Raw genomic sequence first — 17,417 nt, forward strand, 5'->3', positions numbered from 1 at the left:
GGCTACCAGCACATATTTAGTAAATAAAGTTACTTCTTACTTAGATTTTATTTTTGCGATCGCTTGTTTTTTACTGGATCTGACAAAACCGCATTGCTCCCTTGTACTATCGGCATCGCAATACTGATGCCAAATAAGGCATTGAAACCTGCAATAACGACTGGTGCGGATAATACAACTGTAAATTCTGGAAATAACGCTAATACAGCCACTAAGACCAGAAAAACAATCGGTGTCGCAATACCTGCTGCCGGGAGCAATGCGATTTTGTGAGGTGCTTAAAATTAAGGTTCTAAATCACCTATTTAAGGGTGCGATCGCAGCCAAATAACTGTTTTTATTGAGAATATAGCTCTGTAACTGAGAATTAAAGTGGGATCTAACAAAATCGCATCGCTCCCCCTGCTGCCTTTGCCGCTTCTACAATTAAATTTTTATACTCTTCAACAGTAATATCGCCCCGATAAAGATCCAAGGAGTATGAAATCGCTGTGACTATAACTTGGGTAAGAATAGCGGTTCCTGTAGCAGTGATCCCCAACTTAGCAATTGTTCCTGAATTGCTGACAATAGAATCTACGGCATTGTAAACCCGAATATAAAACTGCTCCCCAACAGTCATAACCTTGGCTCCGCGACGCAGATTATCAACACCCACTTCCCACAGGATGTTGTCAGCACCATTTGAGCCACCTTGAGAGCGTGGAATGATATGGCTACCATGTTTATCGCTCAAGAATTCACGAATAGTCCGTTCGTTAGCTCCTAGCTTTGATGTTCCAGGAATTTTCTCAAAAAGCTTCATTACATCTGCGTCAGAGCGAGGTAAATCTCCTACTCTTAGACCAGCACGATACCTGAATCTATTGGCAATCTTGGGCATTTCTACGGCTAATTCCGCCGCAGTCGAAGGCAGCTTTTGCAATGCTTCAGCTATGGACAGACTCGAAGTACTCACACCAATAGCAGTTGTTTCAAATGCTTTACTGATATTTTGTACTGTTTGAAAACCTTGCTGTGCTGTTGCAGGTAAATCAGTAATTGCATTAATACTTGAGGTGGTAATTTCTATAGTAGTATTCTTGATTCCATCAACAACCTCTTGTATCCCATTTGCTGTATTAGTTGCTGCTTCTTGCGCTTTATCTTTGAGCGTATCCGCCAAATTTCGTGCTTGGTTGATGAAATCCATGTTTTAGTAAACTGTTGTTTTGATAATTTAGTATTTAGTTCAGCTTCTCTCGTCAAACATAAGAACCCCATCAGCATTAATCATGAACTTTCAGAGGAATATTTAAAGAGATAGTAAAGAATTTATAAATTTAGATGTTAGCTTAAAAATTGAGTTCTAGTGTAATCTATTTTATTAACCATTTAGAAAAAATTTTTTTTGATACAGCAATCAGCATTATATAAGCCAGTTTTTAGGTTTGGTATTATATGCTTGAATTGAACAAAAAAAGCGCTCGTTGCTCATCAAAGGGTTCAATGTGCTTGAAATGCAAAAACTGTGAATAGATGTAAGATAAAGCTTTTTCAGTAATTAAGCGTTTAGTAGAAATACATGGTAACTAGCAGCTTATCCAACGTATGGCTAGAGACAAGCTCCGTATAGCTAAATTTTAGCTATCATAAACGATAGATAGTTTTACAAAAACTAAAGCATGAGCTTTTTACTTCAATGCTTAGTAGACAGAATGTTTTAAGTAGTTTATCCTATTTTCTTACTATTTTGCTTTACAGTACATTTAATATTTTATAAAATTACTCTATTTACGTTTTTATAATTTAATGATATATATTGTATCAATAAACTATAAATAATTTAGTACTATGTCTATTTCAAACCCAAGTAATATAGCGTCTGCTATTCAAGTTGGAAGTATAGCTTCAAAGACTTTACAAAAAATAGCTCCTATTGTTTCAGAAGCTTTTATTGAATCAATAGAGGTAGAACAAAAACAAAAGTACAAGTCTAGCAAAGATTAATTTTTATAACCCTAAGCTCCACCTATGTCGCGTAAAGCACATCCAGGTAATATGTTGAATTTATTTGCAGAAATTCAACATCATCTTCATAATGGTACTATTCACCACGAATTAAGCCTAATTGCAAAACATACAAGAGACAAAGAAATTTTAAATATTTGTCAAAAGGTATCAGATTGTTTAGAAATAGAAATAAATACTAGTTTCCATCAAAATAATATAGAGCAGCATTTTAACTCTGTAAAAGCTCTGATTAATCATTTTCAAAAAATAAATGATATCTACAATAAAATTTTAGAAAAAGTATCGGAATGCGATCCAAAATGGATAGAGGCTTTATTCAAAGCTACTGAGTCTCAAATAGTTTCATTGTCTAACTACTATGCTCTCCTTGATAGAATGCCAGATATTACTGATATTAATGGTGAGCCTGTAAAGCCAGGGGATCTTGTGGCTATTAAATGTAAAGATGAAAAGGAGAGAAATTACGAACATTACGGAATCATTGTACCTAGTCAAAAAGGTTTTAGAGTAGCACACTTTTTTACAGGTGCAACCATTAAAGCTCAAAATAGTCTTGTCGAAAAGTGATTTGGTTACGTTCATGAAACAGCCTACTCTCCAGATTGGATTATTAAAGAGCATTTACCAGAAGTAATCCCTTACAGCCATTTAGAAGGACGTATTAAACAGTCTAGAAATCAAGAAAGAAGAGTTTGGAATAAACTAAGCTATAACTGCGAACATTGGGCAAGGCAGATGTTTAATGGAGAAGCAAAATGTACCCAATTAGAAGATATGAAAAAGAATGAAGAAGCAGCACTCATCTGCTAGAATTTTGCCGTTTAATAAGTTACAGCTTCTGACTTTTCATGGTATATAGAAAAGACCATTCTGAGAGTTTTTCAAGCCCTGATTTTTTCGTTAAATATTTTCATTAAGTTAAGGATATTGAGAATTAACCTGCAAAAAAAGTCACGCTTTTTCGAGGCTTAAGGACTTGCTGTGAAAAGTCAGATACTTCACTCTGGACCCTTGACAACATATAGTCCAAACTTATATATTTTTTCAGCTTAATTTTAATGTTTAAAATTATTTCTTACGACTTGTTAAACTCTAATTGCCCTACATAATTAAATTTACCTTGACTTTCAGTAGAGGTAAATAACCGCATTTCATAGGAACCGGAGGCAGGAAGTTTACACGTAACTTGATCGCCTTGTACCGCGTGACCACAAGATTGGGAGTTGCCTCCACCTTTTGAGTTATAACTGGCTAATAACCAAACATTCTTCGGATTTGCCAATACTAATTTTGCCTCATCACCTACATTCGTCTGCGATCGCACAGGGCTGACAAGTTGCAAGCCATCAGCAAAAAACTTTGGTTTCATCATCGGCTGGCGCAAAAACTCACCAAGCGGTAATGGATTTGATAACAACTGCCAAGCAGGATCTTTCGGAAAATGGCTGATCACCATAACTTCTGGTGGGGGCATTAAGTATTCAGTATGGTAGTTTTTTGTAAAACCTGATGAGCGATCAACATAACCGCTATCCCAAGTAGCATCAATTAAGTACCATTGTCCTTTTACTCTTGCTGCATTCCATGCGTGACCTTGACCGCTAAGGTCGCTGGTTTGAGTCCGTGCATCTCCTACGACATAAATGATTTCTTCTCCAGCTGCTTTACCCAATGCTTCTAATAATTTTGCATAGCCGGCACATACAGACTTACGAGTTCTAAATACAGTTTCGGCATCTTGTGGTGGATATTGCCCTGCAAAATAAGATTCAGCATCGTATGCAATTCGATCTGCAACGTAATCATGGAGAGCTTTAATTCGCTGTACTGGATCTGATTCTTTACTAACAATATACTGAGCAACTGATGCGATACTTGTCTCTACACTGCTGGGCATATTAGCAACTGCGGGATGTATTCCCATACCTTGCCACGCCCAACCATTGGTATTATTAGCAGGCTGTGGTTTGGCAGTATCTTCCTGTTTTAAATTTTCAAAAGGATCTCGGTCGGTTTGGAGTTGTGGTTGGACTTTACTACTGCCGTCATCGTAACGCTCAAAAGGATTTTTATTGAAGCTGAGATACATTCCTCCCAAACCATTTGCCAGCTTGAATAAATTCTGTCGAATTAACTGTGCAGGTTGCCCTTGCAAGTCACCCAGCATCCAGTCGCCTCGCGTTGAGAGAGCTACAAAACTCAAACGCGGTTGCCATACTAATAAAGCAGCGATCGCCACAAAGTTGATTACAAGGGTTCTGAGCGTCAGGCGATCGCCCCAAGTCAAAATGCGCTCTTTGCTCCGACTGCCCTTGCTTTGTGCCCGTAGTTCCCAGAGCATAGGTAAGATGGGAAAGAGAAACACCCCTGCTAGTACGGCTAAAGAAGTAGAACGGTTATTGTAAGCAGCTAGGGAAGATCCTAACCAAACACCTAGAACAGGTGTGAGGTAGATAATAGCGATCGCAGTCCACTTGATTAATCTACCAATAAGTTGGAAGAGAATAGCCATATAGATTTATGTTCCAGAGAGTAACTAAATTAGAAAGATTTATACCTGGCTTATACCCAGCCTAAATCTTCTAAAGCTTGACTAACCTGCTCCCGTAACTGCCACTGCCATTCTCGTTGAGTAGTACTTTCGGTATCTTCCAATATTTTCCAGTAGCCCGAAGCCAACATTAGCGACCAGAATGGTTTACCATTGTCGTCGCGTTCAGGTGGCACATAGCTTAAGTAATTTGCAACCAGTTCTGCGATTCTGGCGTATTGGAGATTTGCACCACCAAAATGTTCATATCCAGCTGCCTTTGCTAATCCAGTTGCAGTAATAATTTGTGCAGGTGCGTAATAATGCGCTCTTAGCATAGCTTTATGACTATTCGTTATTTCGCAACTAATAGCGATAAAAGCTTTTTTGTAATCCTCTACTGACGGAAACTGAATAGCTAAAACTTCTTGAATTACATAGCTTTTGAACCTGTCTATGTCCGTAAAATAGCGATAACTAAGACGATTTGCAGCCTCTTCTATTTCCTGATCTGCATCAATTATCAGGGCAACTGGTTGACTTTTCCCGGATTGCAAGCCATTGGGCCATGCTAAATCAAGTACTGTACTCACTGTTCCTGTCGAATCAGCAATTTCGTACATTAATTCACCCATCGGTAATCCCTGCTCTTGCACCCATACATTACATTCTTCCAGAACCCGTTCCTCAGCCAGTGGTACAACCACAGTAGAGCTTTCAGCTTCTTCTTCTAAAATAGAATCTGTCGCTTTTGGTTCTGGAATATCCCCGGTGAGTAAGCTATTCAAAAATTTATTAGCAGCTTGAGCTAAAAGCTCACGACGTGCGGTTAAGAAATCACGGTAGTTTTCAATTTGCCACAAACTGCGTTCCATCGGTATCCAGTGCGTTGCGATCGCACCCGGTTGGGTTTGCTCGAATGCCTCGAAATACTCCGAGGGATGTCGGTTTGAGACTTTAAGGTTGGTTTCTTGGGTTAGAAATGTCAGGTTAGCGATCGCGTTAACTTCGGATTTGGGATATCGAGCTTTGGAAAGTAGCGATTTCGGAAAAATATGATGGACTTGCAAATAGCAATGTTTACCGAGAAGATGTTTGGATAGTTCGATGCCACTATCCCAATCTTGTGCTTGATGCACACGAGTGAGCATATAAACTAATGGATAAAATCTTGCTCCCATACCCCAACCTTGAAAGTCAATAGCTTTGATTTCCAAGTCTCCGCGATTTTGCCGTAGGTTGGCGATAAGTTGGTCTAGCGGATTATCTTCAGATTCCAATATGTGTAAATCTTGTGCTAGAACGCTCTCAGTTGAGCCTGCGTACCGTCCCCACAATAAAGTATGTACATACCAGTAAAGTAACTTGTCGCGCTCTGTGTGATCTCTAAGATGTCCGCCACGTGCAACAAGGTAACGCACCATGACAGGAAAGGCGTAAATACCACCGAGTACCCGATTGTGGTCGAGTCCCAAACGCCCAGAAATGAGGTTGAGCAGGGTATCAATAGCTTTTTCTGCCTTGTATAGCCCGTCTTGAAATGTCGCAGTCTTAACATCTTTGAGTGCGGAAAACATTGCCTCTCCGGTAATAACTGCATTAATGCACCTCAGCAACCACTCCAAACGAAAGTCAAAACCTGCTTTATTCCATTTTGCCAGACGTGCTTTGAGTTCACTACGAGCATCCGGCCATTGGGCGCAAACTTTTGCTAGTGCCAAATCACCTTTGGATAGTTTAGTTCCCCCACTATTAACAGTGTTAAAAATCTCTACAACAACATCAACTGTTTTGTCTTCACCAGTGACTTCTTCAATATGCAAATTGATATTTTTAATGCCTTCTAATTTATTTAAAGCATTAATGTAAGTAGTCAAATTCAGACTAAGTTCTGGAATTTTGAGCAAATGCCCAATGAAAACTCCTACTCCTTGCTGCATCAATTCAGTCACATTTACCCATAAAGGGTTATCCTTCATTTTGACGGGAGCGTAAAATTCAAATATTTCATCTTCCAAGTTGAAATACAAACCAGTAAAAGCTTGCACATTGCCATCAAAAAACTGAGGTGGTTTACCCCGCACAATTCCATAGAAGGAGGTAATGCGCTGTTGCCCATCTAGCAGCAGTTTAACTGTGCCTGTGGAAAGCTTACCATCGCCACGAGCATGGTCAATTGCTTGTTCGGTTTTAGTTTCCCACACTAATAAGCTACCAATGGGATGTCTGCGATATAGCGAATTCATCAACCCGCGCACTTGGTCACGATTCCACACGTAACCCCGTTGGAACTCTGGTAAGGCAATACTGCCCATGTCGATTTGGTCGAGGATAGTTGTAATATTCATAAATTGTTTTGTATAGAAAAACTTGCAATGTTCATGCTGCTTGTGCAAAAGATTTTGCAAAACCAAACATACTAAATAGCCAGTGATGCCACTCTTGATAAGTGATAAATACCTTTAAAGCTAACTCCAAATCAACATCTAAATCTCTATTTTGAATGTCGATAATTGTTTGATAAGTCAAATCTAAGTAAATCCTGTCTTGTTTGCTAAACAAAATAAAACTACCATTAGAAGAATTATTCAGTTGAGCTACTCGTTCTTTACCTACTTTCCCTCTAACTTGCGTTATGCGCTCATCACGGAATAAACCAAAGCGGTCATTAGGATGCAAACTTACTAGCTCATTGAAATTAGCAATTCGACTGGTAAAAGATGTGGTGCTTGGATCGAGTTGAAGAAACCCCATCACATAATTTTTATTACCAGTCTCAACCACAATATGTTCTGGTAAAACTCGCTTTCCCAACCGATATTGAGTTAGTCTCATTGGCTTTATATGGTTAAAAGCTTCAGCAATAGTTTTTAGTTTACCCATGTCATCATAATCAGAAATGATAGGAAGATTACTATACTGCTGCTCAAGTTCAGCCTTCTTTCTAGTTAAATATTCAATAATGTTATCTGAATTATGTAGTTGAAGCTTGGGAGGCTCAGGGAGAAACTGCTGATATAACTTTGCCAAATCTACCAATCTTGGTTCCTGTATTGCTTGAACCAAATAAAGAAATCCTTCGGTTAATTTTTGCTGTTGCTGCTGTAGAATTCTTAGCTGTTGTTCTAATTGTTCTTTACTATCAGGTTTGTGCAGATTTTCTTTGACAGATGGTAGAGGAATTTGACGAACCCTGTAGTTGTAATAGTCTGCTGCTCGGTTCAATACCCCTCGAATTGGCTTTTGTCCAAGAATATCTTCCAAATCTTCAGAGCTAAATAATAGTTCTAGAGGAATATCAAGTGCCTGAAGCTTCACCCGCAGAATCGCTTCAAGTTCTGTTTCATCTGGCTGACGTAAATAAATCTGGTACTGGGAGACTCTACCAATAATTGAGTTATCAAAGCTAGCTTGAAACTGTTCCCATCGATCTGGAAACATATTGAGAATAATTAAACTATTAGGAACGTGAGTAAAAATTTCCTTGATAGCTTCCCCAAAATTCAGTAAGATTTCTCGGTTATGTGAAAGCCCCAATCCTTCTAGCTGATCAAAGACGATGATTAAGGGTTCATCCAAGATAGATAGTTTAGCCAAAACTGAAATTGCTTCTAAAGAAAAAGCTTCTTGGCTGAGGTCTTCACCCCAATTTGGCAAACCCACCAATTCTGCCTCTTCCCCAGATAAAATATTGGCAGCTAACCAACGGGTAGCGATATCTTTCCGTCGTGGGTCGGTATAACTACAATACTTAACAATTCCCTTGAGGATTGCAAGAGCAAAACCCCCAGAAGAATAATGACCTGCCCACCATTCACAGATCCGTTTTTCAATGTGCTGCCAGTAATCTCGCTTACGTCCAGTTCCTTCGGCTCCAAGACCATCTAAATTTTTATCTTGTAGAGCTTTGATAATTTCTTGGTCTTTTTGAGATGTAACTCGGAAACTGAGAATTTTATAAAAGCTATTGATAATCAGGTAGTCCAATTGAGTAGCAGAACCAACCGACTGTACCAGGGACTCCAAAATACGGCTGTAGATGTGATGCAGCACTGCTTTGGGATGGTTCGGTTGACGGATAAATAATAGTCGATTACTGGCTAGTCGCTCATTGGCTAGCCTCATCATCAAGTGGGTTTTACCAGTCCCCGGCTCTCCAATAACTACGACTCCTTTACTCTGACGATTGGAATCTAGTTTAATGTCAGCCAAAATTGACTCAAGAGTAAGATATTCTTGGCGGTAAGTGGCAAAATAATCAGGGTGAGTCTGAAACGGAGTATCAACCCGACTTGCACTAAATGGATTAGGCTTTTGTTTTAATTGCTCAATCATCATCTGACGATAAAGCTGGTAAGTAAACTGAGCATCATACCGAGCAGCATGAGCCATATCTCGAATAAAGTAGCGGTTATTTACCTGCAAATTAAAATGCTTACTCAGGTGTTCTAGGGAATGGCTTTCTAGCTCTGGCCAAACACTTTTTGCTTTTTCCCAAGTACACTCAAATTCTAGTTTGGGGCAAAAAAGACCAACTCGGCGAAAACTGGACTGAAGTATCTCAATATCATGCAAGGCATAGTGGCAGACTATTTTCTTCCCTTGGACAAGGGACAGAAACTCTGTAAGCAGAGTTTTGAGACTTTTAAGGTTAGGCAGATTCTTGTTGTGATTGGGATAATCACTAGAAAACCCTTCATAGATCAACCGTCCTTGACTATCCACTATCGCCAATTCACTTAATTCCGGTTTCCCCTCAGTGTCTAAAACTACAAAGTCCATATAACCCTGACTACGAGTAAGCTATAGCAAAATTAACACAGGTATTTTAAAAGGGGTATAATTTGTATCACTTAAATAAGTAAGATCGGAAAATATCAGTAGATAACCTGACAAGTATCAATGTCTTTCAGTGACAACTCTCGCCGCTAACTGCAAGCAGTGTAGCGGGAGCATCTCAAATTCACAAATGAGACTTGCTGCTTCATAGGCTGGGTATCCCCTAAGCCTCCACAGCCAGGAATCGGTAGTCCAACCGACCCACGCTTTAAAAGATTTAGTGCGCTGTTCCAGTCGCGGTCAATGACCAATCCACAAGAACAACTATGAACACGGACGGACATTGTTTTCTCGACTCTTTCGCCGCAACTCGAACAATTAATACTCGTGCCTCTAGGGTCAACTCCAAGTGTCAGCTTGCCGCGTTTTACCGCTACTGCTTGCATGATTTCCAGGAATGCACCCCACGCAACATCTAGTATCGACTTGGCTAATCGTGTCCTAGCCAATCCCCTAATGTTTAGGTTCTCAAAAACAATCAAATCATAGGAATTAACCAACCAATGAGCGACATGATAATGAAACTCTTTCCTTTGTCTTGCAACGTGCAAATGAGTTTTTGCAACTTTGTTGGATTGCTTACTGTGATTCTTAGACCCCTTGGTTTTACGAGCAAGTTGGTGTTGCTGACGGGCTAATTTAGATTGCGCCTTACGGTAATACTGTGGCACTTCAATACTTTGTCCATCAGCAGTAGTTAAAAACTTTTCCAGCCCGACATCTATGCCAGTATTCGTTTTAATTTCGTCAATCGGTAGCAATTCAGGTACAGTTTTATCTTCAAGAGAAAAACTGACATACCACCCATCAGCTTTACTTAAAATTGTCGCTTGCTTAATCTCAAAACCATCTGGTATTGGTCGATGCAAGATAACTTCAATCTCACCAATCTTGGACAGCTTGAGAGTATTGCCTACCAGATGTGCGCCAGCCTTGGGTGAATTAACACGAGGGAATGTAAATGAACTTATATTACCTCGCTTTTTAAAACGTGGTTTACCTCCTCTCTTACCTTTTTTATCAGGTATTAACCACCGCTTCCATGCCTTGTCCAACCGTATTAAATTTTGTTGTTGGCAATCGGCATAAATGCTTTTGTAGTCGGGGAATAGTTCTTTGGTTTGCTTGAGTAACGAAGCTTGTGTATAGTAATCCGGTTTCTCTGGTATCTCACCAATTGGCTCAGAAACTAAGCTACATCGGTCAATTTGTGACCTTGTACGTTTTAACCAGTCCAGTCTTTCCCCTAGCGCGTAGTTCCAATGACGACGCAGTAACTCGCCCCAGATTTCAAGAACGACAATCTGTTCGGGAGTGGGATTGAGTTTGTACTGGTAAGTTAGTAGCATATAGTCATAATACCATTTGGTGGCATGACTTACAATATAGGACACAGAGCAGTTTATAGCCTAAATATTCATTTAGTGCTTGTAACGAAATACCGGAGAAAAGTTATCAATCAAGCAATGCTCAAGCGACTGCAAGAGATATTCGAGAGTACTTGCGCTAAGTGGAGAAGTAAGGTTACAGAGTACAACGCAGAATCAGACCATGTTCACTTGGTTATCAGTTATCCGCCGGATGTGGAAGTAAGCAAGCTCGTAAACAACCTCAAAACCGTTTCTAGTCGTTTAATTCGCAAGGAGTTTAATGAACACGTTAACCAGTTCTATAACAAGCCAGTATTTTGGACAGGTGCGTACTTTGTTGCTTCGTGCGGTGGTGTCACCCTTGAGCAACTTAAATCTTATGTTGAAAAGCAAAGTAGTCCTGATTGCTGATTTCGGGGGGATTGACCCCCACTCAATCAGCCCGGACTACCCCCGTCACCGCCAATTGGAGTACCAATGTGGCGGGAGTAGCCCGGAGGTTTAGATGGTCGCAGTCAGTATTGATGCGATGAAAATTTTCCACAGCGATCGCAATCTTACTTTGATCAAGGTAAGCTAACTGTAATTTGATTTTTTAACGTTGACCCAAAAGTATGCTGGCTGGTGCTGCTTTAAGAAAAACAGGTGAGGGCTGGGAGTTTGCGTCCGAAGCTGCTTTAGAAGATTTTATTTGGGAGAATCTACAGCGATTATTAAGTTTTACACCTCTCAAACGGCAGTATGTGGCTAAGGGCGAATTCTGCGATATCTTAGCTTTGAATGAGAGCAAACAGTTAGTTATTTTAGAACTAAAAAACGCTGAAGATAGATATATTATCCAGCAGCTAACCCGTTATTATGATAATTTGTTAGATGATCGACCTTTTGCTGAACAAATAGACTATCACCAACCAGTTAAACTGATAGCTGCCGCACCTTCATTTCACAGACATAATCTGATTGATTGCAAGTATAATCTGCTCAAAATTGATTTATTGCAGATTCAAGTATTCAAAGACAATCAACAGTTCCAGTTATGTTTGCAAGACATCAGCACTAATCAAACTTGGTCAATTCCTATTTCCTATCAAGAGTTGAGTTTCAGCAGTACAAAACATGGCATTTCAGAAACACCACAATTGCTTTTAGATTGGCTCGGTGCTTGTTCAGCAGAGGAACAGCAAGCAATTCTTAAGCTTCGAGAGAAAATTTTGAGCTTTGATGAGCGAATCAAGGAAAAAATTGAGGGTAGAAATAATATCAGGTATGGCAAGGGTAAATCGAAACCTGTGGCTGAACTTTGCTATCAAAGGGCATCTCATAAACCAGTTTTATTTTTGTGGTTGCCAACTCCCAACTCTCGGCAAAAAGAAGTAATTGGTCGGTTACGGCTATGGTTAGAAGGTGAAATAGTTACTCATCTAGGTCATGTACCAGAAGGTTTTGGGCGAATGAAACTCCAATCCGAATGGGATGCCATACCACGAGAAAAACGTCCTGGAAATTTATATTGGAGTCTTTCTCATAAATCATTTATGCCTGTCCCAATTTCTCAAGGTTACAACGATGTTTCTAACTCTTTAGAATCACTAGCAGATTTAGCACTAACCAAATGGCTTACTAGAATTTAGTTGATTTACAAATCAATATGAACAGGATTTCAGTACTTACTAATTAATGATTACTGTTATCTTTTTAATAATCAGCACTCTATTTTTACAACTAATACTAGATCACACATAAACAAAGGTGAGACAATTGGACTGCAACGATAACTGCTAAAACCCAAAGTAATGAATGATGTGCCTAAAATTAAAGATGAAGTTTGCCGCACAGCACTGATAATGGCAACTAAACGTGCAATAGAAGCTGACAGACCAGACCACCTGTTTGACGATCCTTTAGCTGCACAGTTAGCCGGAGAGACAGGGCAAGCTTGGCGGGAGAAATGGGAACAGGAGGATAGCGATAATCCTCTTGGTAGTACACTTCGCATTCAGTTTGTTGCAGTCCGCACTCGCTTTTTTGATGACTTCATTTTGTCTGTGTTGCCCGAAGTTAAACAGTTAGTCTTTCTAGGAGTCGGGTTAGACACAAGGGCATTTCGGCTTCCCTTCCCACCCCAAACTCGGTTGTACGAGTTAGATTTACCGGAATTAATCCAGTACCGAGAAGCAATCCTACAAGATAAACCTGCCAATTGCCTTCGTCAGGCGATCGCAGGTGACTTAACGCAACCTTGGTCACATCTGCTTTTACAACAGAGCTTTGACATCAATATACCCACACTTTGGCTAATGGAAGGGCTGTTGATGTACTTGAATGAAGCAGAAGTTAATGAGTTACTCAAAACAATTAGCCAGTTGAGTACAGATGGCAGTCACTTGGGGGCTGATTTGGTCAGTGTCAAGTCCTGGCAGGTTGGGACTAAACATCAGAATGGCTTGATTAGCAAGCATTGGCGTTTCGGTACAGACGAACCAGAAAACTTGTTTGCTGCTCACGGCTGGAATGTTTCAGTAATTCAACCAGGAGAAATCAGAGCAAATTACGGACGATATGCTGTCAAATTGACCCCACGCGAAATTAAAGGTGTGCGGCGTTCTTTTTTGGTTACAGCGAGGAAAGAATCGATAACTTTATAGCTTTTGGTATGCTTGCCCCTGGATCGCTCCAGAAAGTGTATGTATCGTCTAACTAGTATTGAGGAAATCTTAGGTAAATTCCAGATCATCTATAAAAACAAATTCGCACTCAATTGGTGAGAGCCAAACATAACTAATTGTGTTATCCTACACCTCGGCTTCAACCGTAAACAGGTGGGGCGATCAGCTACGCTCTTGCGGTTATGCTATCGCTTGTGCGTTTTCCTCTCTACAAACATAAAAGCTTGTAAAAACTGAAGTTCAGAGATTTTGGCAATTTGGCATAACTTGTCTTCTGAATTACTGTTTAAATGAGAGATCAACAGAACAGACACAAACCGCCAGTTGTTGACCCAATGCTATACAATAACTCAGCAGCCAATTCACAGTATTTGGTCATCGCTTCACCACAACTGGCTAGAAATGTACTAGAAAATAAATAGTAAATCTGCTCCCGGCGTACTCGCCTACCGTAGGCAATCACTTGGGATTTCCTTTTGCATCGCTTGGGGTTTACTCTCTACGAGACGCTCTGCGCGTTCGCTTGAATGAACCGCGATCACATAAAAAATCAAGCTGCCTTGTGCCCTGAATCTTTAGAGATGCTCCAATTTTCAACTGTTGGTTTGTACAGCCAATGATTGAGTTTCTTGCTATCTACATAGTCTTTTAATCCAGGATCAACCCAAATATGAAGCTTATCGAGGCATCCTAACTCAGTTGCAGCAGTTTCTATATATTCCCATTGCTTAATAAAACATTCTGCCCATGAGTTTTTAGTCATAACAGCCTCCGCAAAATCCAGTCCTGCTGCCATCATTCTTTTCCCATTGCTACCACGGGCATTAATTGGTTCCCAAAATATCACCTCTGGATTGATACGCACCATTTTTTCCAAATGCCTTTTAAAATCATCTAAAGCCATATTGGGAGGCGTGGGAGCAACTGCAACATACAACCGACACCCAGATTTGTAACCTTCGAGCATTGCCTCATAGCGCAAACTTGGTGAAGGTGCATGAGGTTCAATTTGCCGACTTAAATCGTCATTTAAGTAAGGCAGACTCATTCCAACTATTACATCAGGATGCTTAAGGATGTCGATATCTTTTACCCATAAAGGGCTACGAGTCAAAATTCTCACTCTTTTGTTATATTTTAACAAAATCTCAACAGCACTACGGGTAATACTTGCAGTTTGCTTGTTTTGATATGGATCAGTACCTGAGCAGAGCAAAACTACACCTTGACCTGCTGGTGTCTCTCGCCAAACCTTCTTACGGCTCAGTATTTTCTCTAGCTTTTCGGGGATGTCTTGACGCACAAATAGATACTGCCCCCAGTCCATTTGCGGGTCATCAACTCCTTTGTTTTTTAGTTGTGATTGCCTTGCTCGGATGGCTGGAGTTGAGGGTACATAACAGAAGGTACAACCATGCAAACAACCTGATGCAATGTTAATTACGTAGTCACACAGTCCCTTTTTATTAAGTTGACTTTGTTGAAGTGGATTAACTACTTTTTCGGTTCCTTTAACAACTACCATATAATACACTCACTTTGATATTCATACAATTTAACTAACAAAAAAAATAGTAACATCACAATTAATTCATTATTTTTACAAAAATTATATCATTTTTTAGATATAAAAATATTTAGATATATAATTGTAAGATTAACCCAAGTCTAATTTACTAGAAAAAAGTAAGTCGATGAATAAGCAAATCTTTGGTGGTAATTGGACAGAAGAAAAATTAAATAGAATTCGTAAATATCTTCCTGCTTATACAACTATATTAAAAGAATACAACTTTAAATACGCTTATATTGATGCATTTGCTGGGACTGGATACAGAACTCTTAAAGATACAGAAGAACAAAATCAGTTGTTACTGCCCGAACTTATAGACCAAGAATCACAGCAATTTATGGATGGTTCAGCGCGCATAGCACTTCAAGTAGAACCAAGATTTAATAAATATATATTTATAGAGAAAGATATTAACAAGATTCCCGATCTAGAGCAACTAAAAGTAGAATTTTTAGACAAAAATCAAGATATTAAAATAGTTAATGATGATGCAAATAGTTATTTAAAAACATTATGTGATAAAAATTGGCGGGCTAATCGTGCTGTACTATTTTTAGATCCATTTGGAATGCAAATACCTTGGTCAACAATCGAAGCGATCGCTCACACTGAAGCCATTGACCTTTGGTATTTATTTCCTTTGGGAGTTGCAATAAATAGGCTACTGACAAGAGATGGGAATATCAAAGAATCTTTAAAGAAAAGACTTGACGAAACATTTGGAACTACAGACTGGTTTGACAGTTTTTACACAACGACAGGACAACTAAGTTTATTCGAGAACAGTCCTCAAAAAGAAAAAACTGTAGATTGCGAGGCAATAGGTAAGTATTTTGTAAAAAGATTAAAAACTATATTTGCCGGAGTTGCAGAAAATCCACTTGTATTACGTAACTCGCGTAATAGTCCACTGTACTTGCTTTGTTTTGCATCTGCTAATCCCAAAGGGTCAAAAACAGCGATTAAAATTGCACAACATATCTTAAAAGCATGAAGGTAAAAGAACTAATTTTCGTTTTAGCAATCGCTTGTATTAGTTTTCAACTAGTGGACAACTTGAAGTTACGCCCCCATGTTCAAAGGTTCTGGCAATTTAGCCTAACAACTCTCTGAATCGCCGTTTAAATAAAATATAGAACAGTCATAAATCGCCTCATTTGACCCAATACTGTTAAGAAGTAGGAAAGCTACGCTTCTCTGGGAATGCGATCGCTTGTGCATCTTCCTCTAAGAATAAGGGAAGCAATCTCTAAATATTTAAAATTAAATATTAGTTATTATTTCTATACATTGCTTTTGTAAATTTATTAACTCCAATGAATTTGATTCTAAAGTTGTAAATACAACGCTTGGCTGATTAGCTTTTGTTATCAGAGTAATTATTTTTTCTTCAGCATTTATTTTTCTCAAAATATGGTGAGTTAAATCACTTTTAGATTTGTTATATGTTTGAATTTCTATTTTTTGTACTTTCAGCAATGGATATGCGAATAGACCTTTTATGAGATTTACCATATTCACAGGATTATAACTATTTATAACCGTATTAATGCCATACTTATTAAAACCCAAATATGAATCTCGTGTTTGTTGATAAAAATCCTTATATATACTAACCTTGGTAGCTTCTATTAAAGCTGTTTTAACATTGTTTATATCATCAGTTAAATAATGGCAAATTGCTAATCCTAAGTAAGTATAAAAAAGTCGCTCACCTTTTTCAAGACAAGTAGCCTTAGTAAAACTATCCCTAGCATCATTAATAATAAAGGACTTTTGTTCATCAGAAGAGCTAGAATTACAAGCCTGAATAAGTGTTTTCCAAGCAGTATTAAATTCCATCTGCGTTAAAAGATCAACTTTACTTTCAAAAGATTCTATTAGTTTTAAAGATTTAGCTATTCTTATGGAAATGCCAACAACTCCTTTAGAAGCTCCGAAAAATGCCATTAAAGAAATAGGTTCACTCATATAAATAATTCTCTAGTTTGTTGCAATGTTTACTTAATTATCTGGGGTGCGATCGCCTCTACTGTTAGTTTTTCCTTACGAATGAGCGATCGCTATCCTCTTAATTCATGTACACGTTGCCATTCCTGTTGTGTAACCTTGTAATTTGTAGCGTTTGGCTGACGAATCACCATCAAGGTCTTTAGCACAGAGTCAAGCTTGAGGTCTTCGCGTAGCAGTGGCTTGTCTAACAACTTGCTGGTAAAGCGGATTTTGGAGTAGGTTTTATTCATGGCGCGACTAGTGTCAATCCAATAGCCGATATCAGTAGGGTTTTCGATATTCTTAGAGGATTCGATAATTTCGGCGATCGCATAAGTAAGCCGTGGGAAAAATTTATAAGTATGTAACAAAAAATTAAGCAGAAGAATTGGAGTTAAATCTTATACGCTGTGTACTATATTTTCCCTTCTCTG

At 38.9% G+C, this 17,417-nt stretch carries 15 protein-coding genes; 6 read left to right on the top strand and 9 right to left on the bottom strand.

From position 1 onward, the window contains the following. Positions 1 to 47: 47 nt before the first annotated feature. Positions 48 to 260: a hypothetical protein gene (locus H6G86_RS35575; RefSeq protein ID WP_242065140.1), complete on the bottom strand. Its 213-nt coding sequence runs from the start codon at positions 258 to 260 to the stop codon at positions 48 to 50. A 119-nt stretch (positions 261 to 379) separates the two neighbouring features. Next, complete coding sequence (locus tag H6G86_RS35580; protein WP_242065141.1) at positions 380 to 1,192, bottom strand: HNH endonuclease; 813 nt, start codon at positions 1,190 to 1,192, stop codon at positions 380 to 382. Positions 1,193 to 1,833: 641 nt separating this feature from the next. On the opposite strand from H6G86_RS35580, the gene H6G86_RS35585 reads away from it, so the two are divergent. Together H6G86_RS35585 and H6G86_RS35590 are read left to right on the top strand one after the other, a co-directional pair. Continuing rightward, positions 1,834 to 1,989 (top strand): hypothetical protein, encoded by a 156-nt coding sequence (locus H6G86_RS35585; protein WP_190938306.1) that lies wholly within the window; start codon positions 1,834 to 1,836, stop codon positions 1,987 to 1,989. 24 nt (positions 1,990 to 2,013) lie between these two features. Further along, positions 2,014 to 2,580, top strand: a complete 567-nt coding sequence (locus H6G86_RS35590) for a hypothetical protein (protein ID WP_199338548.1) — start codon at positions 2,014 to 2,016, stop codon at positions 2,578 to 2,580. Between the two features lie 508 nt (positions 2,581 to 3,088). Here the strand turns inward: H6G86_RS35590 and H6G86_RS35595 are convergent. The 4 genes from H6G86_RS35595 to H6G86_RS35610 form a co-directional block, all read right to left on the bottom strand. Beyond that, positions 3,089 to 4,525 carry a transglutaminase domain-containing protein gene (locus H6G86_RS35595; protein WP_190938307.1) on the bottom strand — a complete coding sequence of 479 codons (1,437 nt, stop codon included), beginning with the start codon at positions 4,523 to 4,525 and terminating at the stop codon, positions 3,089 to 3,091. 50 nt (positions 4,526 to 4,575) lie between these two features. Continuing rightward, the gene (locus H6G86_RS35600; protein ID WP_190938308.1) at positions 4,576 to 6,891 is read right to left on the bottom strand and encodes a GmrSD restriction endonuclease domain-containing protein; all 2,316 of its coding nucleotides are present in this window, start codon (positions 6,889 to 6,891) and stop codon (positions 4,576 to 4,578) included. 31 nt (positions 6,892 to 6,922) lie between these two features. Then, positions 6,923 to 9,325, bottom strand: a complete 2,403-nt coding sequence (locus H6G86_RS35605; protein ID WP_190938309.1) for a 3'-5' exonuclease family protein — start codon at positions 9,323 to 9,325, stop codon at positions 6,923 to 6,925. 146 nt (positions 9,326 to 9,471) lie between these two features. Beyond that, entirely contained in the window at positions 9,472 to 10,731 is a 1,260-nt protein-coding gene (locus H6G86_RS35610; protein ID WP_190938310.1) for an RNA-guided endonuclease InsQ/TnpB family protein, read from the bottom strand. 24 nt (positions 10,732 to 10,755) lie between these two features. On the opposite strand from H6G86_RS35610, the gene tnpA reads away from it, so the two are divergent. From tnpA to H6G86_RS35625, 3 genes are all read left to right on the top strand, one after another. Next, the gene (gene tnpA, locus H6G86_RS35615) at positions 10,756 to 11,163 is read left to right on the top strand and encodes an IS200/IS605 family transposase (RefSeq protein WP_199338549.1); all 408 of its coding nucleotides are present in this window, start codon (positions 10,756 to 10,758) and stop codon (positions 11,161 to 11,163) included. Positions 11,164 to 11,366: 203 nt separating this feature from the next. Beyond that, positions 11,367 to 12,383, top strand: coding sequence for an endonuclease NucS domain-containing protein (locus H6G86_RS35620; protein WP_190938311.1), 1,017 nt, complete (start codon positions 11,367 to 11,369; stop codon positions 12,381 to 12,383). 162 nt (positions 12,384 to 12,545) lie between these two features. Next, positions 12,546 to 13,397, top strand: a complete 852-nt coding sequence (locus H6G86_RS35625) for a class I SAM-dependent methyltransferase (protein WP_190938312.1) — start codon at positions 12,546 to 12,548, stop codon at positions 13,395 to 13,397. A gap of 571 nt (positions 13,398 to 13,968) precedes the next feature. Here the strand turns inward: H6G86_RS35625 and H6G86_RS35635 are convergent. Next, positions 13,969 to 14,943 (bottom strand): SPL family radical SAM protein, encoded by a 975-nt coding sequence (locus H6G86_RS35635; protein WP_190938314.1) that lies wholly within the window; start codon positions 14,941 to 14,943, stop codon positions 13,969 to 13,971. A 169-nt stretch (positions 14,944 to 15,112) separates the two neighbouring features. On the opposite strand from H6G86_RS35635, the gene H6G86_RS35640 reads away from it, so the two are divergent. Next, positions 15,113 to 15,985, top strand: coding sequence for a three-Cys-motif partner protein TcmP (locus H6G86_RS35640; RefSeq protein ID WP_190938315.1), 873 nt, complete (start codon positions 15,113 to 15,115; stop codon positions 15,983 to 15,985). Positions 15,986 to 16,254: 269 nt separating this feature from the next. On the opposite strand, the gene H6G86_RS35645 is transcribed toward H6G86_RS35640, so the two are convergent. Beyond that, positions 16,255 to 16,962: a hypothetical protein gene (locus tag H6G86_RS35645; RefSeq protein ID WP_190938316.1), complete on the bottom strand. Its 708-nt coding sequence runs from the start codon at positions 16,960 to 16,962 to the stop codon at positions 16,255 to 16,257. Between the two features lie 92 nt (positions 16,963 to 17,054). Further along, a complete protein-coding gene (locus H6G86_RS35650) occupies positions 17,055 to 17,354 on the bottom strand; it encodes an EVE domain-containing protein (protein ID WP_199338550.1) in 300 nt (99 codons plus the stop codon). Positions 17,355 to 17,417 lie beyond the last annotated feature (63 nt).

It is taken from the genome of Nostoc sp. FACHB-133 (genome assembly GCF_014698055.1).
Taxonomy (GTDB): Bacteria; Cyanobacteriota; Cyanobacteriia; order Cyanobacteriales; family Nostocaceae; genus Nostoc.

What these genes read in the sequence shown, in the direction of transcription:
- H6G86_RS35580 (WP_242065141.1), bottom strand. Translation starts at nt 1,192, where the DNA reads ATGGATTTCATCAACCAAGCACGAAATTTGGCGGATACGCTCAAAGAT.
- H6G86_RS35585 (WP_190938306.1), top strand. Translation starts at nt 1,834, where the DNA reads ATGTCTATTTCAAACCCAAGTAATATAGCGTCTGCTATTCAAGTTGGA.
- H6G86_RS35590 (WP_199338548.1), top strand. Translation starts at nt 2,014, where the DNA reads ATGTCGCGTAAAGCACATCCAGGTAATATGTTGAATTTATTTGCAGAA.
- H6G86_RS35595 (WP_190938307.1), bottom strand. Translation starts at nt 4,525, where the DNA reads ATGGCTATTCTCTTCCAACTTATTGGTAGATTAATCAAGTGGACTGCG.
- H6G86_RS35600 (WP_190938308.1), bottom strand. Translation starts at nt 6,891, where the DNA reads ATGAATATTACAACTATCCTCGACCAAATCGACATGGGCAGTATTGCC.
- H6G86_RS35605 (WP_190938309.1), bottom strand. Translation starts at nt 9,325, where the DNA reads ATGGACTTTGTAGTTTTAGACACTGAGGGGAAACCGGAATTAAGTGAA.
- H6G86_RS35610 (WP_190938310.1), bottom strand. Translation starts at nt 10,731, where the DNA reads ATGCTACTAACTTACCAGTACAAACTCAATCCCACTCCCGAACAGATT.
- tnpA (WP_199338549.1), top strand. Translation starts at nt 10,756, where the DNA reads ATGACTTACAATATAGGACACAGAGCAGTTTATAGCCTAAATATTCAT.
- H6G86_RS35620 (WP_190938311.1), top strand. Translation starts at nt 11,367, where the DNA reads ATGCTGGCTGGTGCTGCTTTAAGAAAAACAGGTGAGGGCTGGGAGTTT.
- H6G86_RS35625 (WP_190938312.1), top strand. Translation starts at nt 12,546, where the DNA reads ATGAATGATGTGCCTAAAATTAAAGATGAAGTTTGCCGCACAGCACTG.
- H6G86_RS35635 (WP_190938314.1), bottom strand. Translation starts at nt 14,943, where the DNA reads ATGGTAGTTGTTAAAGGAACCGAAAAAGTAGTTAATCCACTTCAACAA.
- H6G86_RS35640 (WP_190938315.1), top strand. Translation starts at nt 15,113, where the DNA reads ATGAATAAGCAAATCTTTGGTGGTAATTGGACAGAAGAAAAATTAAAT.
- H6G86_RS35645 (WP_190938316.1), bottom strand. Translation starts at nt 16,962, where the DNA reads ATGAGTGAACCTATTTCTTTAATGGCATTTTTCGGAGCTTCTAAAGGA.